This is a genomic window from Azospirillum sp. A26 (assembly GCF_042604635.1).
Lineage (GTDB): Bacteria > Pseudomonadota > Alphaproteobacteria > Azospirillales > Azospirillaceae > Azospirillum > Azospirillum palustre.
The window spans coordinates 152200-175204 of record NZ_CP170472.1; the positions used below are offsets into that span (position 1 = coordinate 152200).

Annotated in this window: 26 protein-coding genes; 14 read left to right on the forward strand and 12 right to left on the reverse strand. The window is 67.0% G+C overall.

Translation table 11 applies throughout. The features are described 5' to 3' along the window. Positions 1-63: 63 nt before the first annotated feature. Together ABNQ39_RS01235 and queC are read left to right on the forward strand one after the other, a co-directional pair. A complete protein-coding gene (locus ABNQ39_RS01235; RefSeq protein WP_376958367.1) occupies positions 64-1980 on the forward strand; it encodes a PAS domain S-box protein in 1917 nt (638 codons plus the stop codon). Between the two features lie 85 nt (positions 1981-2065). Continuing rightward, complete coding sequence (gene queC / locus ABNQ39_RS01240) at positions 2066-2794, forward strand: 7-cyano-7-deazaguanine synthase QueC (protein WP_376958368.1); 729 nt, start codon at positions 2066-2068, stop codon at positions 2792-2794. A 62-nt stretch (positions 2795-2856) separates the two neighbouring features. On the opposite strand, the gene ABNQ39_RS01245 is transcribed toward queC, so the two are convergent. Then, positions 2857-3183 (reverse strand): hypothetical protein, encoded by a 327-nt coding sequence (locus ABNQ39_RS01245; RefSeq protein ID WP_376958369.1) that lies wholly within the window; start codon positions 3181-3183, stop codon positions 2857-2859. A gap of 404 nt (positions 3184-3587) precedes the next feature. On the opposite strand from ABNQ39_RS01245, the gene ABNQ39_RS01250 reads away from it, so the two are divergent. The 3 genes from ABNQ39_RS01250 (at position 3588) to ABNQ39_RS01260 (ending at position 5927) form a co-directional block, all read left to right on the forward strand. After that, entirely contained in the window at positions 3588-4064 is a 477-nt protein-coding gene (locus ABNQ39_RS01250; protein ID WP_376958370.1) for a tripartite tricarboxylate transporter TctB family protein, read from the forward strand. Continuing rightward, on the forward strand, positions 4061-5563 hold the full coding sequence (locus ABNQ39_RS01255; RefSeq protein WP_376958371.1) for a tripartite tricarboxylate transporter permease: 1503 nt from the start codon (positions 4061-4063) through the stop codon (positions 5561-5563). Before ABNQ39_RS01250 ends, ABNQ39_RS01255 begins: the two co-directional genes overlap by 4 nt. 130 nt (positions 5564-5693) lie before the next feature. Beyond that, complete coding sequence (locus ABNQ39_RS01260) at positions 5694-5927, forward strand: hypothetical protein (protein ID WP_376958372.1); 234 nt, start codon at positions 5694-5696, stop codon at positions 5925-5927. Positions 5928-5929: 2 nt separating this feature from the next. Here the strand turns inward: ABNQ39_RS01260 and ABNQ39_RS01265 are convergent, their stop codons facing one another. Continuing rightward, on the reverse strand, positions 5930-6292 hold the full coding sequence (locus ABNQ39_RS01265; protein WP_376958373.1) for a cupin domain-containing protein: 363 nt from the start codon (positions 6290-6292) through the stop codon (positions 5930-5932). 11 nt (positions 6293-6303) lie between these two features. Then, complete coding sequence (locus ABNQ39_RS01270; RefSeq protein ID WP_376958374.1) at positions 6304-7029, reverse strand: HAD family hydrolase; 726 nt, start codon at positions 7027-7029, stop codon at positions 6304-6306. A gap of 313 nt (positions 7030-7342) precedes the next feature. On the opposite strand from ABNQ39_RS01270, the gene ABNQ39_RS01275 reads away from it, so the two are divergent. Further along, entirely contained in the window at positions 7343-7555 is a 213-nt protein-coding gene (locus ABNQ39_RS01275) for a DUF1127 domain-containing protein (protein WP_098740467.1), read from the forward strand. Between the two features lie 213 nt (positions 7556-7768). Here ABNQ39_RS01275 and ABNQ39_RS01280 read toward each other — a convergent pair whose 3' ends face one another. After that, the gene (locus ABNQ39_RS01280; protein WP_376958375.1) at positions 7769-8905 is read right to left on the reverse strand and encodes a type III PLP-dependent enzyme; all 1137 of its coding nucleotides are present in this window, start codon (positions 8903-8905) and stop codon (positions 7769-7771) included. A 438-nt stretch (positions 8906-9343) separates the two neighbouring features. Here ABNQ39_RS01280 and ABNQ39_RS01285 point away from each other — a divergent pair, with 438 nt between their 5' ends. Further along, positions 9344-9910: an MgtC/SapB family protein gene (locus tag ABNQ39_RS01285; RefSeq protein ID WP_376958376.1), complete on the forward strand. Its 567-nt coding sequence runs from the start codon at positions 9344-9346 to the stop codon at positions 9908-9910. Here the strand turns inward: ABNQ39_RS01285 and ABNQ39_RS01290 are convergent. The 5 genes from ABNQ39_RS01290 to ABNQ39_RS01310 form a co-directional block, all read right to left on the reverse strand. After that, a complete protein-coding gene (locus ABNQ39_RS01290) occupies positions 9876-11078 on the reverse strand; it encodes a multidrug effflux MFS transporter (protein ID WP_376958377.1) in 1203 nt (400 codons plus the stop codon). The two genes, ABNQ39_RS01285 and ABNQ39_RS01290, sit on opposite strands and share 35 nt — an antisense overlap. A gap of 143 nt (positions 11079-11221) precedes the next feature. After that, positions 11222-11398 carry a hypothetical protein gene (locus tag ABNQ39_RS01295; RefSeq protein ID WP_376958378.1) on the reverse strand — a complete coding sequence of 59 codons (177 nt, stop codon included), beginning with the start codon at positions 11396-11398 and terminating at the stop codon, positions 11222-11224. 16 nt (positions 11399-11414) lie between these two features. After that, positions 11415-12356, reverse strand: coding sequence for a bifunctional riboflavin kinase/FAD synthetase (locus tag ABNQ39_RS01300; RefSeq protein ID WP_376958379.1), 942 nt, complete (start codon positions 12354-12356; stop codon positions 11415-11417). A 143-nt stretch (positions 12357-12499) separates the two neighbouring features. After that, positions 12500-12949: a MaoC family dehydratase gene (locus tag ABNQ39_RS01305; RefSeq protein ID WP_012973248.1), complete on the reverse strand. Its 450-nt coding sequence runs from the start codon at positions 12947-12949 to the stop codon at positions 12500-12502. 465 nt (positions 12950-13414) lie between these two features. Further along, positions 13415-13993: a septal ring lytic transglycosylase RlpA family protein gene (locus ABNQ39_RS01310; RefSeq protein WP_376958380.1), complete on the reverse strand. Its 579-nt coding sequence runs from the start codon at positions 13991-13993 to the stop codon at positions 13415-13417. 169 nt (positions 13994-14162) lie between these two features. Between ABNQ39_RS01310 and ABNQ39_RS01315 the strand changes: the two genes are divergently transcribed. After that, entirely contained in the window at positions 14163-15212 is a 1050-nt protein-coding gene (locus ABNQ39_RS01315; protein ID WP_376958382.1) for an alpha/beta hydrolase, read from the forward strand. Positions 15213-15242: 30 nt separating this feature from the next. Continuing rightward, positions 15243-16256, forward strand: a complete 1014-nt coding sequence (locus ABNQ39_RS01320; RefSeq protein WP_376958383.1) for a DUF6352 family protein — start codon at positions 15243-15245, stop codon at positions 16254-16256. 26 nt (positions 16257-16282) lie between these two features. Here the strand turns inward: ABNQ39_RS01320 and ABNQ39_RS01325 are convergent, their stop codons facing one another. Then, entirely contained in the window at positions 16283-17443 is a 1161-nt protein-coding gene (locus ABNQ39_RS01325; RefSeq protein ID WP_376958384.1) for an AI-2E family transporter, read from the reverse strand. Between the two features lie 125 nt (positions 17444-17568). On the opposite strand from ABNQ39_RS01325, the gene ABNQ39_RS01330 reads away from it, so the two are divergent. Continuing rightward, positions 17569-18096 (forward strand): CreA family protein, encoded by a 528-nt coding sequence (locus ABNQ39_RS01330; protein ID WP_109051312.1) that lies wholly within the window; start codon positions 17569-17571, stop codon positions 18094-18096. Between the two features lie 205 nt (positions 18097-18301). Here the strand turns inward: ABNQ39_RS01330 and ABNQ39_RS01335 are convergent, their stop codons facing one another. After that, positions 18302-19255: a succinylglutamate desuccinylase/aspartoacylase domain-containing protein gene (locus tag ABNQ39_RS01335; protein ID WP_376958385.1), complete on the reverse strand. Its 954-nt coding sequence runs from the start codon at positions 19253-19255 to the stop codon at positions 18302-18304. Between the two features lie 268 nt (positions 19256-19523). Here ABNQ39_RS01335 and ABNQ39_RS01340 point away from each other — a divergent pair, with 268 nt between their 5' ends. Continuing rightward, a complete protein-coding gene (locus tag ABNQ39_RS01340; RefSeq protein ID WP_376958386.1) occupies positions 19524-20390 on the forward strand; it encodes an N-formylglutamate amidohydrolase in 867 nt (288 codons plus the stop codon). Between the two features lie 55 nt (positions 20391-20445). On the opposite strand, the gene ABNQ39_RS01345 is transcribed toward ABNQ39_RS01340, so the two are convergent. Continuing rightward, positions 20446-20766 (reverse strand): DUF1476 domain-containing protein, encoded by a 321-nt coding sequence (locus ABNQ39_RS01345; RefSeq protein WP_109051309.1) that lies wholly within the window; start codon positions 20764-20766, stop codon positions 20446-20448. A 252-nt stretch (positions 20767-21018) separates the two neighbouring features. Between ABNQ39_RS01345 and ABNQ39_RS01350 the strand changes: the two genes are divergently transcribed. The 3 genes from ABNQ39_RS01350 (at position 21019) to purS (ending at position 23000) form a co-directional block, all read left to right on the forward strand. After that, the gene (locus ABNQ39_RS01350) at positions 21019-21792 is read left to right on the forward strand and encodes an NRDE family protein (protein ID WP_376958387.1); all 774 of its coding nucleotides are present in this window, start codon (positions 21019-21021) and stop codon (positions 21790-21792) included. 146 nt (positions 21793-21938) lie between these two features. After that, positions 21939-22703 (forward strand): phosphoribosylaminoimidazolesuccinocarboxamide synthase, encoded by a 765-nt coding sequence (gene purC / locus ABNQ39_RS01355; RefSeq protein WP_042697247.1) that lies wholly within the window; start codon positions 21939-21941, stop codon positions 22701-22703. A 54-nt stretch (positions 22704-22757) separates the two neighbouring features. Beyond that, positions 22758-23000 carry a phosphoribosylformylglycinamidine synthase subunit PurS gene (gene purS / locus ABNQ39_RS01360; protein ID WP_014246942.1) on the forward strand — a complete coding sequence of 81 codons (243 nt, stop codon included), beginning with the start codon at positions 22758-22760 and terminating at the stop codon, positions 22998-23000. Positions 23001-23005 lie beyond the last annotated feature (5 nt).

Below are 23005 nucleotides of genomic sequence, written 5' to 3' on the forward strand. Positions count from 1 at the left end.
TACCCTGCGGACAGCGGGATCGAGCGCAATCCCGCTGTCCGCATCAGGGTCGGGGGTGTCGTCTTGCAGGATGGCCTGTCCAGGGAACTCAGGATCGGCGGTCTGTTCCAGGATCGCCGCGAGCTTGTCGCGGTGCTGTCGCCGGACGGGCGCGTGCGCCACATCGGCGAGTCCGCGGGCGACCTGCTGGGCTATCCGCCGGAGACCCTGACCGGCGCGTCGCTCGGCGAGCATATCCACCCCGACGATGTGGAGGAGGCGCAGCACCGGCTGCACCTCCGCGTGAACGCTCCCGCGGGCAGCAGCGGCCGCGCCGTTTTCCGCTTCCGCCATGCCGATGGCGGCTGGCGCTGGCTGGAGGTCACCACCCGCAACGCGCTGGCCGATCCGGCCATCGGTGGGCTGGTGTTGAACATCCGCGACATCAGCGACCACATCGCCCTGTCGGAGCGGCTGCGCGCCAGCGAGGCGCGTTACCGCACCCTGGCGGAGGCGGTGCCGGTCGGCATTTTGCAGGCCGACTCCACCGGGCAGGTGCAGTTCGCCAATGCCCGTCTGGCCGGGATCACCGGGCTGGAGCCCGACCGGTTGCTCGGCAAGGGGTGGCTCGATGCCGTGCATCCGGAAGACCGGGAGCGGGTGGCGGTGGATTGGCGGCTGGACACGGGCGGCGATGCCGCGGCGACCGATTTCCGCTTCCACGATCCGGACGGGACGGGTGCCGACCGCCGGGTACTGTGCCAGCGCATCCGCCTGGAGGGTGGCGGCACCATCGCCACCATCACCGACGTCAGCGAATATGTACTCACCGCCAACGCGCTCCGCCTGTCGGAGGCGCGTAACGAGGCGGTTCTCGACACCGCCGCCGACGCGATCCTGACCGTCGACGAGGCGGGCGTGCTGCTCAGCTTCAATCGTGCGGCGGAGGCCATGTTCGGCGTTGCGGCGGGCGACCTGCTGTGGCGCCCGCTCGACCGCCTGATCCCGTTGGCCGATTTGCGGGAGGAGGGTGGCATCCGGCTGGAGTTCGCTCCCGGCCAGACCACCGCCCTGGTCGCTCGCGACCGTGCGGCGGAGGCGGAGCGTGCCGACGGCACCCGCTTTCCTGTCGAGCTGTCGGTCAGCGCCAGCGAGGTGGAGGGGCGGCGGCTCTACACCGCCATTCTTCGCGACGTGACCGAGCGTCGGCGGGTCGAAGCCGAGCTTCTGGCCGCCAAAGAGGCGGCGGAGGCCGGGAACCACGCGAAATCGACCTTCATCGCGGCGATGAGCCACGAGTTGCGCACCCCGCTGAACGCAGTGATCGGCTTCTCCCAACTGTTGGAAACGCAAGCGGGGACTGCCGCCTCGGGTGGGCGGCAGAATGACTTGGTGGCTGACTGCGTCGGGGCGATCCGGCAGGCCGGCGAACAGCTTCTGGCGATCATCGACAACATTCTCGACATGGCGCGCGTCGATGCCGGCGGGTTGTCGCTGGTCGAAGGATCGTTGAACCTGTCGGCGTCGATTGAGCGCGTGGTGGCGGATCTTCGCTTCCACGCCACCCGTCAGGGCGTGACGGTCGAAGTGGTGGCCGATGGCGACCTGCCGCCGATCCGCGGCGACGACCGCCGCCTCGGGCAGGCCTTGGGGAACCTGCTGTCCAACGCCATCAAATTCAGCCATCCGGGTGGTCCGGTCAGCCTGTCCGCCGGGCTCGCCGCCGATGGCTGGGTGGAGTTGACGGTGCGCGACCGCGGCGTCGGCATGCGGCAGGAGGACGTCGCGAAGGCGCTCACCCCCTTCGGCCAGATCGACCAGACCGTCACCCGCCGTCACGAAGGCATTGGCCTCGGCCTCCCGCTGACGCTGCGTCTGGTGGAGGCGCATGGCGGCACGCTGACGTTGGACAGCGCGCCGGGAGAGGGCTGCACCGCCACCATCCGGCTGCCGCCCTCGCGCATCATGACCATCGCGGAGTTGCTGGCGTCGATGTCCTGATCTGGCCTGTGCCGCCCGGATGTGCCAGAAGCTGTCGCAGGATGTCCGCCCTGTCGGCGGACGGTTTCGGAAAGGCAGGTGTGCGATGGCGGATCGGAGCGGTGTCAGGGACGCGGTGGTGCTGGTCAGCGGCGGGCTCGACTCGACGACGGTGCTCGCCATCGCCAAGGCCGAGGGTTATCGGGTCAATGCGCTCAGCTTCCGCTACGGTCAGCGCCATGCGGTGGAACTGGAAGCGGCGCGGCGGGTGGTCGCGGCGATGGGGGTGGAACGGCACGTGATCGCCGACATCGACCTGCGCGCCTTCGGCGGCTCGGCCCTGACCGACTCCATCGCCGTGCCGAAGCACGACAGCGCCGCCGACCTGCAAGAAGGGCTGGGCGAGGGCATCCCCGTCACCTATGTCCCGGCGCGCAACACCGTCTTCCTGTCCTTCGCGCTGGCCTGGGCGGAAACGCTGGGGGCATCCGACCTGTTCATCGGCGTCAATGCGCTGGATTACTCCGGCTATCCCGACTGCCGCCCCGAATACATCGCGGCCTTCGAAACACTCGCCAACCTCGCCACCAAGGCCGGGGTCGAAGGCACCAGCCGCTTCAAGATCCATGCGCCGCTGATGACGCTGGACAAGGCGGCCATCGTCCGCCGCGGGCTGGAGCTGGGGGTGGACTACAGCCTCACCCACTCCTGCTACGACCCGACGCCGGAGGGGTTGTCCTGCGGCGCCTGTGACAGCTGCCTGCTGCGTCTCAAGGGCTTTTCCGAAGCCGGAATGACCGATCCAATCAGTTACGATACCGGAACAAAGTCATAAAAGACGGGATCGTTTCGCAATCGGTTCTCACATCCAGGCCGTCACTTCCAGGGCATTTCGGTCTACAGGCTGCGGAACTCGCCGTCCAACTGCTTCAGCTCGGCAGCGATGGCGGCGAAGCCGATCTCTCCCCCCGCGCCTGGGCGGTTCAGGATGACGATCCGGGCGCCTCTCAGATACCGCTCGATATAGGGCGCCAGCATGCGGGCCGTCACGTCGGTCGAGCCGCCGGCCCCATAGGCCACGATCATGGTGATCGCCTTCTCCGGATAGGCGGCCTGTGCCATCGGGCCGGCTGCGGCGCACAGAACCAGCGCCGCCAGTGCCGTGCCGAGAAGGGATGCGGCACGGCTGCCGGCCGTGCGCGGAAATCGGGTCGCTGCTGTCATCGTTCCATCCCTTCTTTTGTGCCGCTGCGTCCGGCGCCGGCCCCGCTCACACCGGCACCCGAATCGGCACACCGGCTTTTGTGCGTGCATTAACTAGATTTATCGATATCGAAAAGGGTGTCCCGGAGCAAAACGCCGCGGGCAAATTTGAAAATGTCCTTATTTAACGAATCAAAACGTGTAACAGCATGCATATGACACTCGACGCAGATGCGGCGTGCGACGATAATGCAACCCGCGGATTCGGGTGCCGAGGATTCGGAACGGCCAGTGTGGACTGCGCCCGGTTGGGAGCGGGCCCGCTTCCTCCCGTGCCCCTTGTCCGATGAACTCGTTCCACGAAGCGAGAGCGCTGCACCCGGCCTACTCGCCGTCGCGTGCCTGAGAGAGCGGACATCCATCCAATGACACATACCCTGAGATCGCCACGGCCGGCTGCCTTCCGGCTGAGATCGCCCCAGGACCTTGCGGCCGGGCTGCTGCTCGCCGCCATCGCGCTCGGCGGGCTGTGGCTGGCGCGCAATTGGGAGGCCGGGTCGCTGGCCATGATGCAGGCCGGCTTCTTCCCGCGGCTCGTCTGCTATTTCCTGCTGGTGTCGGGGCTCGCGACGATGTTTCGCGCCCTGACTGCCGATGCGCCGACGGCGCTGGCCTGGGCATGGCGGCCATCGGTCGCCATCACCGTCGCGGTGGTGGCCTTCGCCGCCCTGCTCGACAAGCTGGGGCTGGTGCTCGCCATCCTGGCGCTGATCGGCATCGGCGGACTGGCCGGCCGGCCGCTGCGTCCGGGCCCCTTCACCGCGCTGTGGGCCACGCTGGCCTCCGCCTGCGTCGCCATCTTCTCCTGGGGACTGGGCCTGCCGCTCCAGATCTGGCCATGATGGACGTCTTCGCCAATCTCTGGCTCGGGCTGGGCGTGTCGGTCGAGCCGATGAACCTGCTCTACTGCTTTCTCGGCGCCCTGATCGGCACGCTGATCGGCGTTCTGCCAGGGCTGGGGCCGACGGCGACGGTGGCGCTGCTGCTGCCGATCACCTTCTATCTGCCGCCGGTCGGCGCGCTGATCATGCTGGCCGGCATCTTCTACGGCGCCCAGTATGGCGGCTCGACCACCGCCATCCTGGTGAAGCTGCCGGGCGAATCCTCGTCCGTCATGACCTGCCTGGACGGCAACGCCATGGCGCGCCAGGGCCGCGGCGGCGTGGCGCTGGCGACCGCGGCATTGGCCTCGCTGTTCGCCGGTATCGTCACAACCCTGGTCATTGCGGTTGCCGGGCCGCCGCTGGCCGGGGTGGCGCTGGCCTTTGGTCCCTCGGAATATGTGGCGCTGATGCTGGTCGGCCTGATCGGTGCGGTGATCCTCGCCCATGGATCCGTCGTCAAGGCGGTGGCGATGATCCTGATCGGGCTGCTGCTCTCCATGGTCGGCACCGACGTCAATTCCGGCCAGATGCGCTTCACCTTCGACATCCCGCAGCTCTACGACGGGCTGGACTTCGTGCCGCTCGCCATGGGGCTGTTCGGGCTGGCCGACATCATCATCAATCTGGAGGAGACGGAGGGGCGCGGCATCGAACCGTCGCCGATCCACCGGCTGTGGCCGAGCTGGCAGGACTTCAAGGACGCCTGGCCGGCCGCCGTGCGCGGCACGGCTCTCGGCGCCTTCCTCGGCATCCTGCCGGGCGGCGGGGCGACGCTGAGCGCCTTTTCCTCCTATGCGCTGGAAAAGAAGGTGGCGCGCGATCCGGCCGCCTTCGGCAAGGGCGCCATCCAGGGCGTCGCCGGACCGGAGGCCGCCAACAATGCCGGTGCCCAGGCCAGCTTCATCCCGATGCTCAGCCTCGGCATTCCGTCCAACGCGGTGATGGCGCTGATGATCGGCGCGATGATGATCCACGGCATCACGCCGGGGCCGCAGATCATGACCAAGCAGCCCGACCTGTTCTGGGGGATGATCGCCAGCATGCTGGTCGGCAACATCATGCTGGTGGTGCTGAACCTGCCGCTGATCGGCATCTGGGTGCGGCTTCTGCGCGTTCCCTACGCCTACCTGTTTCCCGCCATCCTGGTCTTCTGCTGCATCGGCACCTACAGCCTGCGCAACGACGTCTTCGACGTGGTGATGATGGCCGGCTTCGGCCTGTTCGGCTATGTGCTGAAAAAGCTGGACTGCGAACCGGCGCCGCTGCTGCTCGGCTTCGTCCTCGGCCCGCTGCTGGAGGAGAATCTCAGCCGGGCGATGCTGCTGTCGCATGGCGACCTGGGCATCTTCGTCTCCCGGCCGATCAGCGCCGGCCTGATGGCGGTGGCCGCCGGCCTGCTGGCCCTGATCCTGCTGCCGGCTTTCCGCCGCCAGCGCGAGGTGGCCTTCAAGGAGTAAGCGCCGGCTCTTTCGTCGCCTCTGCTGAGCGAGTCCTGCGGCAATCGGCTGCGGGACTCGTCTCTTGCCGAACAAGATAAAATTTTATATAAAAGCATATCGATTGTTTAGGATGGTGAGGGAGCGCATTATGGCCGCCACCGCCTGGATGGGACAGCGTCTGCCCGGTCGCGCTGCGCGGGCCGTGCTCCGCGCGCATCGCCGTGCCAATGCCCGCAAGCGCGGCTGGTCCCGCGACATCGCCCGCCTGATGCTGGTCGCCTCCATCCTCGTCCTGGGCGTGCTGGCGGTGGAGATCGGGCGCAAGGCCGTCACCATCCTCAGCCACAACACCGCCCAGCAGTCCGTCGAGATCACCGGTTAGGGTCAGGACAAGATCACCACATAGCGTTTGGTGGTGGTCTCGATAACCGTCCAGCTTCCCTGGAAACCCGGTTCGATGACGAAGCGGTCCCCGGCCTTCAAGGTCCATGACCGGCCATCGTCATGGGCGACGATGCTTTCGCCTTCCAGAATCTCGCAATATTCCCACTCGTCATAGACGATGCGCCAGGAACCGGGCGTCGAGCGCCATGTGCCGGCGAACCGCTTGCCGTCGGGAGATTCGTAGCCGTTCCAGGTGGTGAAGACCGGTGCCCCCGACAGGATGCGCCCGGCAGCCGGCACGCCCGATTCGGGCGTGATTCCGTCGAGCTCGGCCAAGAGCGACAGGGGAGTGGACAGGGTCATCGTCAGGGCTCCTACCAGTCAGCCAGCAATGCCGGCAAGTCGCGGACCGACTCCAGCCGGCGGTAATGCTCATCGGGCACCTCGGCCTCTTCATGCGCCCAGGTGATGGCATAGGGGATATGGACGGCATGGGCGCCGGTCGCCAGCACCGGCAGGATGTCGGAACGCACCGAGTTGCCGACCATCAGGAAACGGGTTGGGTCGATGCCGTGGCGGTCCATCACCCGGCGGTAGGTGGCCGGGTCCTTCTCGCTGACGATCTCCACCGCGTGGAAGAGGTCCGACAGGCCGGAGCGCGCGATCTTGCTTTCCTGGTCGAACAGGTCGCCTTTGGTGATCAGCACCAGCCGGTGGCGGCCGGCCAGCGTCTCCACCACGTCCTTCACGCCGGGCAGCAACTCCACCGGATGCTCCAGCATCGCCTTGCCGAAGTCGATCAGGCTTTGCAGGTCGCGGGCTGGGACATGGCCGTCGGTGACGGCGATCGCCGTCTCGATCATCGACAGCACGAAGCCCTTGATGCCGTAGCCATAGACGCTGAGGTTCGCCCGCTCCGCCTCCAGCAGGCGGCGGTCCAGGTCGGTCGGGTCGGCGGCGTGGGCCAGCAGGGCGCGGAAGCGGTCCTGCGTCATCGAAAACAGCGATTCATTGTGCCAGAGCGTGTCGTCGCCATCGAAGCCGATGGTCTCGAACTGCTGGCCGGCGGAGGTGCCCACGGGGCTGGGGATGCTGCTCATAAGCCTGTCCACTGGTCCGCAGAATTGATCCGTAAGTAAAACAATACATCGCTCAAGTCGGTCTGTCTTGTCCAGGGGGTGCCGGTGTGGGGGTCCTTTATTGTCAGTCTGGCGAACGGTAAGTATCCGCAATGACGAATTTGCCACAGATCGGTGACATTCCATGGCGAGTTCTTCGCTGCCTGCAAAGCGGGCATGTTGCCGTCGGGGGTGGCAACATGGCTCAAAGAAGCATAATTATATTTCCACACAAGGAGGACGTGATCGCCGACCGGCGGACCCTCCAAAACAAGACATCTCAGGAATCTCCATCATGGCAACCCTTCTGCACTCCGCCGAGACCGGCCACGCCAACACCACCTTCGGCCATGTCGTCGAAATCGCTTCGAACCTGCTGGGCCTGTGGCGCCAGCGCGTCGTCACCCGCCGCGAGCTGGGCTATCTGGACGACCGCATGCTCCAGGACATCGGCTTCAGCCGCCTGGATGCCGAGCGCGAGATGTCGAAGCCGTTCTGGCGCGAATGAGCGCCTGTACGCCGGCCGGCGAACGCACTGAAAAAGGCCGCTTCCGTTGATCGGAGGCGGCCTTTTTCTTTGTTCGATACTTGGGGCTGCTCAAAAATTGAGCTGCACAAAAAACAGCCGGCCGCAAAAGAGAAAGCCCGCCGTCGGGTGAACCGGCAGGCGGGCTTTCTCTTGGCGGACCGAAGACGGGCAGGGCAACTCCCCGCCGTATCCTCAGATGCAGTAGTGCTTGAGCGGCTCGAAGCCGTTGAAGCAGACGGCCGAGTAGGTCGTGGTGTAGGCGCCGGTGGCGTGGATGCGCACGCGGTCGCCGCACTTCAGGTCCACCGGCATCTTGTAGTCGGCACGCTCGTACAGCACGTCGGCGCTGTCGCAGGTCGGTCCGGCCAGGATCACCGCCTCGCGGTCGCTCTCCAGATCATCGCCCAGCACCTCGATCGGATACTGGATCGCCTCGTCCATCGTCTCGGCCAGACCGCCGAACTTGCCGATGTCGAGATAGACCCAGCGCTTCGGATCCTCGGCCGACTTGCGCGACACCAGGACCACTTCGCTCTCGATGACGCCGGCGCTGCCGACCATGCCGCGGCCGGGCTCGACGATGGTCTCCGGCAGGTGGTTGCCGAAGTGGGTGCGCAGCGAGTCGAAGATCGCCTGGCCGTAGGCGGTGCATTCCGGCACGTCGGTGCGGTAGCGGGTAGGGAAGCCGCCGCCCAGGTTGATCATGCCGAGGTCGACGCCCAGCACCTCAAGCTCGCGGAACAGCTGCGCCACCTGGAAGATGGCGTGGTCCCACTGCATCAGGTCCTTCTGCTGCGAGCCGACATGGAACGACACGCCATAGGGCTGCACGTTCATGTCGCGGGCCTTCAGCAGCAGCTCGCGCGCCATCTTCAGGTCGCAGCCGAACTTGCGCGACAGCGGCCATTCGGCGCCCTCGCCCGAGGTCAGGATGCGGCAGAAGACGCGGGCACCGGGGGCGGCGCGCTCGATCTTCTCCAGTTCCGGCTCGCTGTCGAAGGCGAACAGGCGCACGCCCAGCTCGAAGGCGCGGCGGACGTCGCTTTCCTTCTTGATGGTGTTGCCGAAGGAGATGCGGTCCGGGGTGGCGCCGGCGGCCAGCGCCATCTGGATTTCCGGGACCGAGGCGCAGTCGAAGGCCGAGCCGAGACGGGCCAGCAGGCTGAGGATTTCCGCGGCCGGGTTCGCCTTCACCGCATAGAAGATGCGGGCGTCGGGCAGGGCGTCGTGCAGATCGTTGTAGTTCTGCTCGACGACATCCAGATCGATGACGAGGCAAGGGGTCTGCGGGCGCTGCTCTTCGAAAAAGCGCGCAATCTTCTGGGTCATCGAGGTCTCCTGGGACGCAAGATGATGGAACGGAACGGGCGAAGTCGGGGGGACGGAGCGGCCGAGCGGGCCGATCAGCAACTGAAAAAGCTGATCAGGCGCTCAAGCCGCCAATACTGGATTTCCCCGTACAGAACCCTGTTCTGTCCGTATGGTCCAGGAGCGGCAAATTTCGGAGACGGGTGAGCACGCGCCCACCCACAACAACATCAACCATCGTAACCTCCAAGTCGCCGCCTTGTTTAAGGGACGGTCGGGGATCACGCGTTACGTCGTTGCATAACCACATCTCGGAGACGCCGAGGGGCGGGCCAGCGGCACGTGCGCTTGCGAGTTCGCGTTACATAGATCCAACGCGAACGATTGCAAAGTGAAAAATGCCGTCTGCCCCAAAAAAGTGGCAGACCGTTTGGAGGGCAGAAAAACCGGAGCAATTTCATGGGCTTGGACAGTGTTCTGACCGCCGGGGAAATCGGGCTGCGGCTGCTGGCGGCGGCCCTGTGCGGCGCTTTGCTTGGACTCGACCGCGAGATGCGGGGCAAAGCGGCGGGGCTGCGCACGCATACGCTGATATCCATCAGCTGTGCGCTGACCACGCTGGTTGCATTGGAGCTTTACGCTGGGCTGCAGGCGACGGGGGACGAGCGGCCGAGCGATCCCGTGCGCGTCATCCAGGGGGTGGCCCAGGCGGTCGGCTTTATCAGCGCCGGCGTGATGTTCCGCTCGGGCGACACCGTGCGCGGGGCGACCACCGCGGCGGTGATCTGGGTGGCCGGCGCGCTGGGGATTGCCTGCGGTGCCGGATACTACCTGCTGGCGGGGATGACGCTGGGTCTCTGTCTGCTGGTGACGATCCTGTTCACCTTTCTGCTGGATCGCTTCCCGCAGTTGGGCAAAGAGGACGGCGGCGACGATGGGAAGGCTCGGAAGCGCCGCGGCACCTCCCGTCACGCCTCCCAACAGGGCCGGATCAGGCGGATCGCCCGCTCGTCGCCGCGGGGATGACCAGCAGCCGGTGTGCCAGCAGGGCACCCAGGGAGACCAGACCGATGGCCCCCATCATCGGCAGGGCGGTGCCGTCGTTCATGTGGCCGACGACGATGCCGATGACCGCGGCGATGGCCATCTGCGCGAAGCCCAGCAGCGAGGAGGCCAGCCCGGCCATGGTGGCGTAGGGACCGACGGCGTTGGCGCTGGCATTCGGCAGGGTCAGCCCGGTGCCCAGGATGAACAGGAAGACCGGCACCACAATGGCCAGCAGGTGCAGCACCCCGGCCAGCGCCAGCACCCCGCCGACCAGCCCGCCGACCATCGACAGCAGCGTGCCGATCCGGATCATCCGCGCCCCGCCCAGCCGCGGCGTCAGCCGCCCGGCCAGGAAGGTGCCGAGCATGTAGCCCAGCACCACCGCGCCGAAGCTGGCGCCATACTGGGCCGGCGTCAGGTGCATCTGCTCGATCAGCACGAAGGAGGAGCCGGAGATGAAGGAGAAGATGCCGCTGTAGGAAAAGGCGACCACCAGCACATAGCCGAGGAAGCCGCGGTTGCGCAGCAGAAGCAGATAGTTGGCCGCCAGCCGGCTTGGCCTCAGGGCGTCCTCGTCGCGATGCGCGTTGGTCTCGCCCAGCATCGACCACACGGCGGCCAGGATGCCGCAGGCGAAGACGGTCAGCAGAACGAAGTTGGCGCGCCAGCCGAACCATTCCGTCAGCACGCCGCCCAGCATCGGCCCCACCGCCGGGGCCAGCGCCATCGCCATCGACATATAGGCCAGCACCGTCGCCGCCCGGTCGCGCCCGAACACGTCGCGCACCACCGCGCGCGCCACCACCGGGCCGCAGCAGGCGCCGAGCGCCTGGAAGAATCGGGCGGCGATCAGCGCATCGATGCTGCTGGTCATGGCGCAGACGGCGCTGGCCGCCAGATAGATCGTCACCCCCACCAGCAGGGTGGGGCGCCGGCCGAACCGGTCCGACATCGGGCCATAGACCAGCTGCGACACCGCGAAGCCGACCAGGAAGATCGACAGGGTCAGCTGCACCGTGGCGACGTCGGTGCCGAACACCCGCACCAGCGTCGGCAGCGACGGCAGATACAGGTCGGTGGACAGCGGGCCGAAGGCGACGAGCGCCGTCAGCAGGATGCGGATGGGCAGGGAGTCTGGACGGGGCATGGGGATTCGGGGGGGATTCGGGACGGCTTGCGGCGGGAAGCGGGGGCAGGGCCGCACTGTATCAGAGGAAACCACCGCCGCCAGCGCGGATCGCCGGCCGGCCGTTCAATGCCGTTGCCAAGCCTGTCGCGCGTTCAGCCCGGTCACTTGGCCGGCAGCGTCATGCGGATGCAGCGCGAAAGCACGGTGTTGCCGGTCATCTCGCGGTAATTCTGGATGATGATCGGCTCGGCGGCCTTGCACTGCTCCATGCTGGCGAACTCCAGCGTGGTCGGGCCGCCCTGGTTCAGCATGAACAGCAGCATCAGGACCCGCTCCATCCGATTTCCCTCCCGGTCAGCCGGCCGCCAGCACGGCGCGGGCGGCGGCGGCATCCTGCACGATCTGGTCCTTCAGCGCATCGAAGCTGGGGAACTTCATCTCCGGCCGCAGGAAATCGATCATCTGGACGCGCAGATGCAGATCGTACAGGTCGAGATCGACATCGAACAGGTGGGCCTCCAGCCGTGCCACCGTGCCGTCCACCGTAGGACGGGCGCCGAGATTGGCGACGCCGGGCAGCCAGACCGTCTCGCCGGCACGGTCGATGCCGGCGCACACCGCATAGACGCCGAAGGCCGGTCGCAAATACTCGCCCAGTTCGATGTTGGCGGTGGGGAAGCCGATGGTGCGGCCGCGCTGGTCGCCATGGACGACGCGTCCCTCGATCTCCCACGGATGGCCCAGCACATGGGCGGCCTCGCGCGGCCGGCCGGCGGTCAGCGCATCGCGCACGCGGGTGGAGGAATAGACGCCGCCCTGCTCGTCGGATACCGGCCCGACCTCGGTCACGCCGAAGCCCTGGGTGCGCCCGGCCTGCAGCAGGAAGGCGGGATCGCCCGACCGCTTGTGCCCGAACAGGAAGTCATAGCCGCAGACGACATGCCGCACGCCCAGCCCGCCGACCAGGATTTCGTCGACGAAGGCCTGCGCGGTCTTGTGGCGGAAGCCGTCGTCGAAATGGCAGACGATCAGCTGGTCGACGCCCAGCGCCTCGATGTGGCGGGTCTTGACGCGGAAGGGCGTCAGGCGAAAGGGCGGGTCGTCGGGACGGAAGACGCTGCGCGGGTGCGGTTCGAAGGTGACGACGGCGGACGGCGCCCCCAGCTCCGCGGCAAGGCGCTGGGCGGTGCCGATGACCGTCTGATGCCCGCGATGGACGCCGTCGAAATTGCCGAGCGCCACGACGGCTCCCCGCTCTTCGGCCGGCAGGTCGGCGGTGTGTCTGTACAGTCGCATGCGCGCCCCGGTGCTGTGGGCGGACCCCGGCGGGTCCGCTTGCTCGGGCGTCTATATAGACCGACGCCGGCGCGGGGTAAACGCGCCGGCGTGTTTTACGCTCGCAGGCAGGCCGATTGGCCTAGGTGTTGGCCGTTATGCGATCAGCCGCGGGACGGAACCATCAGCAGCGCTTCGCCCTCGACCACCACGGTCTCGCCGACGGTGCACACCGTCTTGATGACGCAGCGGCGCTTTTCCGGGATCAGCTCGGTGATGGTGGCGCGGGCGGTGACGGTGTCGCCGGCGCGGACCGGCGCCTTGAACTTCAGGGTCTGGCTCATGTAGATGCAGCCCGGCCCCGGCAGCTTGGTGCCCAGAACGGCCGAGATGAAGCCGACCGTCAGCATGCCGTGGGCGATGCGGCCCTGGAACATGGTGGTGGCGGCATATTCCTGGTTGATGTGGACCGGGTTGGTGTCGCCGGAAATGCCCGCGAACAGGACGATGTCGGCTTCCGTCACCGTCTTGGCGAAGCTGGCCGTCATGCCGACGGACAGGTCTTCGATGCAGTAGCCTTCGGTATCCTTGCGGACCTGACGCACGTCGTCCATCGCAGCAATTCCTCTTTCTCTCGGTGCCTGTTCCGGCATCTGACGCCTGGGCGCCGTGCCGTTCGCTGCAATGCGTCGTGTGCACCGCAGCGATGGGAATGGCACCACGTCTCCTCCAAAAATGCAAAAAAATCTCTAACGTCCCGCACAAGTCCGCGAGGAAGCCGGCTGCTCCCTCCGGCAGGCTTTGCCGCAATGGAAGCCGGCGTGGCGGTAAGGGATTACTTACCGGCCGAGGTATTGCCGGAGAAACCGCGGCGGATCATGGGTTTACCGCAAAATCTCGGGCCGTTCCGGCCGATGTGGCGCCATGGGTGCGACTGTTTCGCCACCGGCCATGGCGCCGATGGCGAAGTCCCGTTCTTTTCAGCGGTTTGACCGTATGGTGACTGTTGGTTCAGCGATGCAATAAAAATGGGGCGGTGGGCGCGGCGAATCGGAAGCCCTTTTCGCCGCGCCGCAGCATTACTTGCCGGAGCCGGAGTGCGACACTGTGTCGCTTCTGCTCCCGCCGCTGTTTCCGCTGTTCCGGTTGCCCTCGCCCTGGGCGACCTGATTGCCGGGGGTCAGCTGGTCGACTTTCTCCTCCACCTTTTCGCGGGCGGTGTCGGTCGGCTGCTCCGACGGCTTGACCTCGACTTTCACCGGGGCGGTGCCGTCCTCGATCATGTCCAGCTTCTTGGCGGCGGAACGCGACAGGTCGATGACGCGGCCGTCGACATAGGGGCCGCGGTCGTTGACGATGACGTCGACGCTCTTGCCGTTTTCCTGATTGGTGACGGTGGCCTTGGAACCCAGCGGCAGGGTGCGCGAGGCGGCGGTCGCCTTGTTCTGGTTCATCGTTTCGCCGTTCGCCGTGGTGCGGCCGTGGAACTTCTGGCTGTAGAACGACGCTTCCCCCTTGTGGACAAGGATCTCCTCGCCATCCTCATGCTCTACATGCACGGGCGGAACCTTGGCCTTCTCGTTCGCCAGCACAGGGACGGCAGTCCCGCTCAGGGTCGCGGCGGTCAGCGCCAGGACGATGATGTGTGTTGTCTTCATCTGTACACCTCCAACGGCGGACCAACGCCATTCAAGGAAAAGAGTTCCCTCGCAGAGTCGATACAAGATATCGCCACTATTTCTGGTTTCTAATATCTTGACGAATTCGGAGTGGGTTGCCCTCGGGGGTGCCCTTCCGGTCCGCAACACAACGGTCAGGGGAGAAAGCATGGCCGATGATGCCGCCTGGACTGCATCCGAATTTGCGGCGGATCGCTTCGCCAATGGTGTTTCCGCTCCGGTCGAGATGCGTCACGTGGCGATGCCCGACGGGGTTCGGCTGCGCGTCGCCGTCTGGCCGGTGCCGGAGCGGGCCCGCGGCACGGCGCTGGTGCTGACCGGCCGGGCGGAGTTCATCGAGAAATATGCCGAAACTGCGGAGGCGCTGACCGCCCGCGGCTTCCGCGTCGTGGCGTTCGACTGGCGCAACCAGGGCCTGTCCGACCGGCCTTTGCCGAACCGGCAGATCCATCATTTGACCGATTTCGCGACGCTGGTGGACGATCTCGACGAACTCCATCGGCAGGTGGTTGCGCCGGTCGCGGCGGAGACGGGTGGCCCGGTGATCGTACTGGCCCACTCGATGGGCGGGCTGGTGGCGACGCTGGCGCTTGTCCGTCATGCCGATGACGATCCGGACCGCTACGCCGCCGTCGTGCTGGCGGCGCCGATGTACGCCATCCACAGCGGGCCGCTGCCGCGCTGGCTGGTGCGGGTGCTGGCCAGCCTCGGGCTCGCCTGTGGCTGGGGGGCCCGCTATGCGCTGGGCCAGGGCGATTACGACCCGGCGGAGGGACGCTTCGGTCCGGACAACAAGATCACCGCCGACCCGCGACGCTACGCCGCCTTCCACACCCCCTATGCCGAGCGGCCGGAGCTGCGCGTCGGCGGCGTCAGCTTCGCCTGGGTCGCCGCCGCCCTGGATGCGGAGGATGCGCTGCGTCGCGTCCTGCCGCTGGAACGGGTGCGCACGCCGGTGCTGCTGCTGAGCGCGCCGGAGGACCGGGTGGTGCGGGCGGAGGCCCACGGCATGGTGGCCGCCCGGCTCGGCAACGCCCATCTCGTTGGCTATCCCGGCGCACGGCACGAGCTGCTGATGGAAGGCAACGCCATCCGCGACCGTGTGTGGGCGGACATCGACGCCTTTCTCGACAGAACCCTCGGCACCGGGACCGGGCACAAGACACTTGCGCCGGCCGGCGGCTCTGTCGTCGGATAGGCGCCTTCAGGACCAAAGGTGCCCAGCAGCATGACCGATTTCTGGACGGCGTCCGGTTTCCACCTGTTGACCCGCGATGCCGACAACCATCTGGCGGTGACGCCCGATTTTCTGCGCGCCTACCTGCTCCGGCCCGAGATGCGCCCACCGGAGGAGGCCTGCGACGCCGAGCGCACGCTGCACGCCGCCCTGCTGGACGATCCGGCGCGGATCGTGCCGGCTCCGTTGATCGACGCCATCGCCGATGCGGACGCACGGGAGAATTTCCAGGTCTGGCTGGCCTTCCGCGACCGGCTGCTCGCCGCCGGCACGCTGGAGGGCTGCTACATCCGCCTGTTCCGCGAGGGTGCCCGCGGCGTGCCCGGCCTGTTCATCGACCAGCTGGTCCACGCCATCCTGCGCGGCATCCTCGACGAAACGCCGTCCGGCCTGCGGGCGCGGGCGGGGGAACTGTTCTTCCGCGAGCAGACGGTGTCGGTGGAGGATGGCCGTGTCCGCGTCGCCGATGCCGAGATCGTGGAGACGATGGCGGCGTCCGGCGGCTTCGGCTCGCTCGGCCGTCTCGTCGTGGAGGCCGGCACCGCCCCGCGCAGCGTCGAGCTGGACATTCTGGACGAGACCAACCACCCGCTTTATTGGGGCCGTGACGCCAGGCACGACACGGTGCTGGACATCACCTTCGCCGCCGCCGGGCTGGACGCGCTGGCCCGGGTGCTGGAGGCCTGGGTCGGGCATTTCCTCGGCGTGACCGTCAGCATCCAGCCGGTGCAGAACATCCGCGACGACCGTTGGGTCTGGCATGTCGGGCTGGACAGCGCCGCCACCGCGATCCTCAACGACCTCTACAACGGGGTTGAGGTGGGGGAGGAGCGGCTGGCCCGCATCCTCGCTTTGTTCCGCCTGGACTTCGCCGACCCCGCCGCCATGCGCCCCGACCTCGCCAGCCGGCCGGTCTATCTGGGGCTGGCGATGACGGAGGGGCGGCGGCTGAAGCTGAAGCCGCAGAACCTGCTGGTGAACCTGCCGCTGGCTTCGGTGGCTTAAGGGGACGAGGGGGCTTCGAAACCCCCTCAGTCCCCCAGCAGGGCACCGACCGGCTTCAGCGGCTCGTGCGCGTCGAACAGGATCTTCAGGATCGCCAGGATCGGCACGGCCAGCAGCGCGCCCGGAATGCCCCACAGCCAGCCCCAGAACAGGATCGACACGAACACCGCGATGGGGTTCAGCGACAGCCGGCGGCCGACGATCATCGGGGTAAGGAAATTGCCCTCGATCGTCGTCAGCGCCACGAAGGACAGCGGCGGCAGGATGATGGTGCCGAGGCCGTCGAAGGTCAGGACCGACACCAGGAAGAGCACGCCGGTCATCACCGCCGGGCCGATGAAGGGGATGTAGTTGGCCAGCGCCACCATCACCCCCCACAGCGCCGGGTTGGGCAGCCCCCACAGCCACATCAGCAGGCCGGTCGCCAGCCCCAGGATGGCATTGATGGCCGTGATGGTCAGCAGATAGGCGGCGATGTTCTGCTGCAGCGTCGCGGCGACCATGGCGTAATGCACCCGGTCGTCGATATTGCGCATGGTGCCGATCAGCGCCTCCAGCGAATGCCGGCCGCGGGCGAGGAAGAAGTAGAGCAGCACCAGCAGGATCACGACATTGGCCAGAACCGTTTCGACCTGGCTGACCGCCTGCTCCATCAGCGTCGGGCCGCGCACCACCACCTCGCGCGCCGGTCCCGCCTCGTTGCCGGTCTCCTTGGTGATCTGCTCGATCTGGCGCGACGCTTCGCGGGCGCGGTCGATGCCGGCACGGATGTCGCCCAGCTTGAACTCCAGCTCGTGCATGACCCGGGGCATGCGGTTGACCCACTCCGCCGCCGGGCCCGACAGGGTGTAGACCGCCAGCAGCACGCCGCCGAACAGCGACACCACCATGATGGCGGCGCCGATGCCCTCCGGCACGCGGACGCGGTAGAGGGCGCGGACCAGCGGCCGCAGCAGGAAACTCAGGATCAGCGCCAGCATGATCGGCAGCAGCACGTCGCGCCCGAAATACAGCGCGAACAGCAGGGCGATGACGAACAGGCCGACGGTGGCGATGGTTTGCGGATTGCGGCGATGACCGGGCGGGGGCAGGGGCTCGGTCGCCGGTTCCGGCGTTCCGGCGAGCGGAGCCTCCGGCGCAGGGGGATGCGCAGGGGGAATCGAGGCGAACTGGCTGCGGTCTGTCATCGCGGTGGCCGGACCTCCGAAGGTGGGCGCTTGACGGTGGCGCCCGATCCTCCGATCTAGGGGAGTGTTTTGCCGGACCGCGCGGCCCGCGGTCCCCGCCCGTCCTTGCCGGAGACCCAGTCGCGATGCGCAGCCCGTTTCCCCTGATGAACGTTTCCGCCGGCCTTTTGGTTCTGGGCCTGCTGACCGCCGGGCTCGCTCTGCCCTCGGCGGCGCTGGCGGACGATGTGATCGGCCGCTTCTCCAACGACTGGACCGGCAACGGCCTGCAGGTCCAGGCCATCGAGGACCCCAAGGTTAAGGGGATCACCTGCCATCTGGTCGATTTCGACCGCAGCCTGATCGACCGGCTGAGCAAGGGCAACTGGTTCGAGGATCCGTCCAACGCCTCCATCGCCTGCCGCCAGACCGGGGCGGTCACCGTCGGCGACATCGACCTGTCGCAGAAGGGGGAGGAGGTCTTCTCCGAACGGAAAAGCCTGATCTTCAAGTCGATCGCCATCCGCCGCATCTATGACCGGCCGAACGACACGCTGGTTTATGTGGTGTACAGCCGACAGGTGAAGGACGCCTCGGCCAAGACCTCGATCTCCACCGTGCCGCTGTTCAGCGCGAACGCGACCTGGACGAAGGGCAAGCCGGCCGTGAAGTGAGTGGTTTCCGGCGACTTTGTAGGGCTCTGATCCGGGAGCAACATTGACACGGATGTCACGGATTTAGACACGGATTACACGGATTTTTCTTGATCGCGGCTAAGCCCCGGCTTCTCAAGGAGGTGAGGGTTTTGGCGACGTCACATCCGTGAAATCCGTGGAGATCTTGCCCGCACATTAAGGATAACCCAAGGGTCGACCGAACTCACCCGACGATCCGCCCCAGCCGCACCGCCGTCTGGCCGGATTTCACGCGGCGGGCGGGCATGATGAGCACGCAGTCGTTGTAGGGGGTCTGGATCGCGCGGGCATCGTCCCAACCGATGACGGTGCCGGCGCGGCCGATCACCTCCATCCCGACGAAGGGAGCGGTGAAGCGGAAGCGCTCGCTGGCGGCGGTGATGGCCTCGGTGACCTCGACCACCCGCTGGGGGTCGGTTCGCGGGCGCATGCGCGGGCCGTTCGCCGGTTGCTCTATCATCTCCAGCCCGAGAAGCAGGCGCAGGCAGCTTTCCAGCGCCACCGTCGCGGTCTCCGTCCGCCAATGCTGTCCGCATTCGGTCAGGATGGCGGTGTGCGACCCCTCGGGCTTGGCGAAGTTGCCGTAATCGATCAGCCTTTTGCCCCCGGCATGACCGCCGTCCGCCACCACCCAGGCCGGATAGCCGAGGCCGAGCGCCAGATCGCGCCCGCGCGTGGTCCGTCCGCACAGGGTCAGCGGTGCCGTGTCGGCCGTCATCGAATGGAGATCGAGCAGCAGATCCGCCGATTCATAGACCGGCCGCAGGGCGCGGGCGCGCCGAAGCTCGATGCTGTCGCGCCGGCCGTCGAGATGCTCCGGCGACCACAGCCGGTTGAAATCCTCGTCCAGATAGCGCGACGCGTAGGGGTTGTGGCGGTCGAAGGTGGCGTAGGCCGCGGTGTTGGCGAAGGCGAAGGTCAGCCGTCCGCGTGTCGGCCGCAATCCCATGCGCAGCAGGGCATCCAGCGCTATTGCCCCGCACAGTTCGTTGCCGTGGACGAGCGCGTTCAGCACCACATGCGGCCCGGGCTCTGCCGCCGACAGGCTGGTGACGTGGTCGATGCCGGTGTTGCCGCGCCGGTAGGGCGCGATGTCCGGCGGCGTCAGTTCTACGGGGGCGAAGAGCGGGTCGGTCAAGCGGCAAGCTCGCCAGCGGTGGGCGCTCCGAACAGTATGGCGAACCAAGCGACTCCACGCCAGTGGGGGCCGGTGCGCCGCCGCGGTTTTTTTGGCTGATGCGTCTGGCGCGATGTTGCGGCGGCATGGCAGCATCATGACGAATTGCCGTCGACTGCGGGTTGACGCATGGGTTATAGGATCCGTCGGATCGATAAAGGCGGCGGTGGACGTTGCGGCACTTGAACTGGCGGTTGTTCCATTCGGGTTATCTGGTCGGGACCGGTCGATGAGCTTCGTGATCGATGACGTTCTGGTCCGCAACGATCCGGTCGGCCCGCGCCTTCCGGTGCTGTTCGATTCGCCGCACAGCGGCCGCATCTATCCCGACGATTTCCGGGTGATCTGCCCGCATCCGCTGCTGCGTCAGGCCGAGGACACCCATGTCGAGGAGCTGTTCGCCACGGCGCCCGACCATGGCGCCACCCTGCTGTGCGCGCTGTTCCCGCGAACCTGCATCGACGTGAACCGCGCCGTCGACGACATCGACCCGGCGATGATCGACGGCGACCTGCCGCTAAGGCTGCGTCCGACCCCGCGCAGCACGCTGGGCATGGGGCTGATCCGGGCCATGCTGCGGCCGGGCGTGCCGCTCTATGACGGGAAGCTGCCGGCATCGGTGGTTGCCGACCGCATCGACCGTTATTACCGCCCCTACCACGCCCAGATGCAGATGGCGCTGGATGGTCTGGCGGAGCGGTTCGGCGCCGTGTGGCACGTCAACTGCCATTCCATGCCGTCGTCGCTGCGGCCGGACGGGCGCGATCCGCTGGCGGTGGATTTCGTCATCGGCGACCGCGACGGCACCACCAGCGAGCCGGGTTTCGTCCGGCTGGTGGCGGAAACCCTGCGCGGCCTCGGCCATCGGGTGGCGATCAACGATCCCTATAAGGGCGTGGAACTGCTGGCGCGTTATGGCGAGCCGGCGCGCGGCCGCCATTCGATCCAGCTGGAGATCAACCGCCGCCTCTACATGAACGAGGAGACGCTGGAGCGCCACGATGGCTTCGCCCGGCTGAAGGGCGATATCGACACGCTGATCCGCCGCATCGCCGACTATGCTGGCCAGCGCGTCCTGCACCGCGCAGCGGAGTAGGCGCCCCGCCGTCGGGTCGGCGGGGCCGCGAAGGACACTGTCAGGCCCGATCCGATCAGGCTTGCGTCACCTGCTGGCGCGCGATGTCCAGGAAATGCGCCATCTGCTTTTCGACGCGGTGGTCGGAGATATCGACCCCGCGGGCGTGCAGGTCGGCGCTCAGCTTGTCCCGGATGTCGTGCGGGCCGGGGGTAGCGATGTCGGTGTCCACGATCTGGCGGGCATAGGCCTCGGCGTCGGCACCGGACAGCCCCATCAGGTCGGCGGCCCATTCGCCGGCCAGCCGGTCGCGCCGGGCGCGGATGCGGAAGAGCAGGTCCTCGTCGTGCTGGAACTTGTTCTCGAAGGCCTTTTCGCGGTCGTCGAAGGTCGTCATGGGGACCCAGGCTCCTTTATTGGTTTCGCTCCCTTATATAAGGATAATATAGCCCGAAGGCGGCTGTCGTCACTGCCCCGCCGCGTCGCACCCGCGGATATTCTGCAGTGTCCTCCCCGGATGGCGGGATACCCCCAAGCGACATCCAGGGCTGTCACCACCGAATACCGACGACGCTGAAGACCGGCATCCCCAGAGACGCAACCCCCACAGACGCACCCCTCAAAGACGCAACCGAAGACAGGGCAAGGCATGTGCAGTGTGATCCTCCTGCGGCGACCCGATGCAACCTGGCCGCTGGTCGTTGCCGGAAACCGTGACGAGATGGTGGGGCGCCCCTGGCTGCCCCCGGCCCGCCACTGGCCCGACCGCCCCAACGTGGTCGCCGGGTTGGACGAGTTGGCGGGCGGCTCCTGGATGGGGCTGAACGACGAGGGGGTGGTGGCAGTCATCCTCAACCGCTTCGGCACGCTGGGGCCGGAGGCCGGCAAGCGGTCGCGCGGCGAACTGGTGCTGGATGCGCTCGACCATGCCGACGCCGCCGATGCGGCGCGCAGCTTCGCCGACCTCGACATCCGCGCCTATCGCCCGTTCAATCTGGTGATCGCCGACAACCGCGACGCTTTCCTGGTCGTCCATCGCGGCGCCAACCCGCGCCACCGGCCGGAGGTGTCGTCGATCCCCGCCGGCGTCCACATGCTGACCGCCTTCGAGCTGGACGACCCGCAGGACCCGCGCACCGCCTTCTACCGCCCGCTGTTCGAGCATGCCATTCCGCCGACCCTCGACGCGCTCGACGCGGAGACCTTCGCCTGGGGCGGCTGGCCGGAGCTGATGGGCAGCCGCATCTGGGAGGGCACGCCGGACGAGCGCGGCGCCATGGATTTCCTGCTGCCCAGCGGCTTCGGCACCTCGTCCAGCTCGCTTCTGGCGGTGCCGCAGGTGGAGCGTCCCGACCTGAACCCGATCTGGCAATTCGCCCCCGGCCGCCCGCATGCGGTGGACTATGCGCCGGTGGAGTTGTGAGGCCGCGGACCTGTCAACCGGCGGCACAATCCTGCCCTCCAGCCCCCGTCGTTGTGTTCGCGCACCCGGCTTGCTATATCACTCAGGCACATTCCTGGGCCGGCAAGCTCGCTTGACCGGTCCTTACGTATTTGGACGAAGACGCGATGACACGACGCCGGCGCATCTACGAAGGCAAGGCCAAGGTACTCTTCGAAGGGCCGGAGCCGGGCACCCTGGTGCAGTACTTCAAGGACGATGCCACCGCCTTCAACAACCAGAAGAAGGGCGTCATCACCGGCAAGGGGGTGCTGAACAACCGCATCTCCGAGTATCTGATGAGCCGTCTGTCCGAGATCGGCGTGCCCACGCACTTCATGCGCCGCCTGAATATGCGCGAGCAGCTGGTGCGCGAGGTGGAGATCATCCCGATCGAGGTCGTCGTCCGCAACGTCGCCGCCGGCAGCCTGTCGCGCCGCTTCGGCATTCCCGAAGGCACGCCGCTGCCGCGGTCGATCATCGAATACTACTACAAGTCGGACGAGCTGAACGACCCGATGGTCTCGGAAGAGCACATCACCGCCTTCGGCTGGGCGGCTCCCCAGGATCTCGACGACATGGTCGCGCTCAGCTTGCGCGTGAACGACTATCTGTCCGGCCTCTTCCTCGGCATCGGGCTCAAGCTGGTCGACTTCAAGCTGGAGTTCGGCCGGCTGTGGGAGAACGAGGAGATGCGGATCGTCCTGGCGGACGAGATCAGCCCCGACAACTGCCGCCTGTGGGACGTGAAGACCAACGAGAAGCTGGACAAGGACCGGTTCCGTCAGGATCTGGGCCGTGTCGAGGAAGCCTATCAGGAGGTCGCGCGGCGCCTCGGCATCCTGCCGGAAGGCGGGCCGAGCGACGTCAAGGGTCCCAAGACGATCCAGTGACCGCCATCCAGTAACCACCCCTCCACCCAACACCGTAAAGCGAGCGGACATCCGATGAAGGCCAAGGTTCACGTCACCCTCAAGCGCGGCGTTCTCGACCCCCAGGGCAAGGCCATTGCGCACGCGCTGCACACGCTGGGCTTCGACGGCGTCGAGGACGTCCGCGCCGGCAAGGTGATCGAGCTGCAGCTCAAGAGCACCGACGAGGCGACCGCCCGCAAGGAGGTCGAGGCGATGTGCAGCAAGCTGCTCGCCAACACAGTGATCGAGGACTACGCCATCGAGCTGGTGGCCTGATCCAC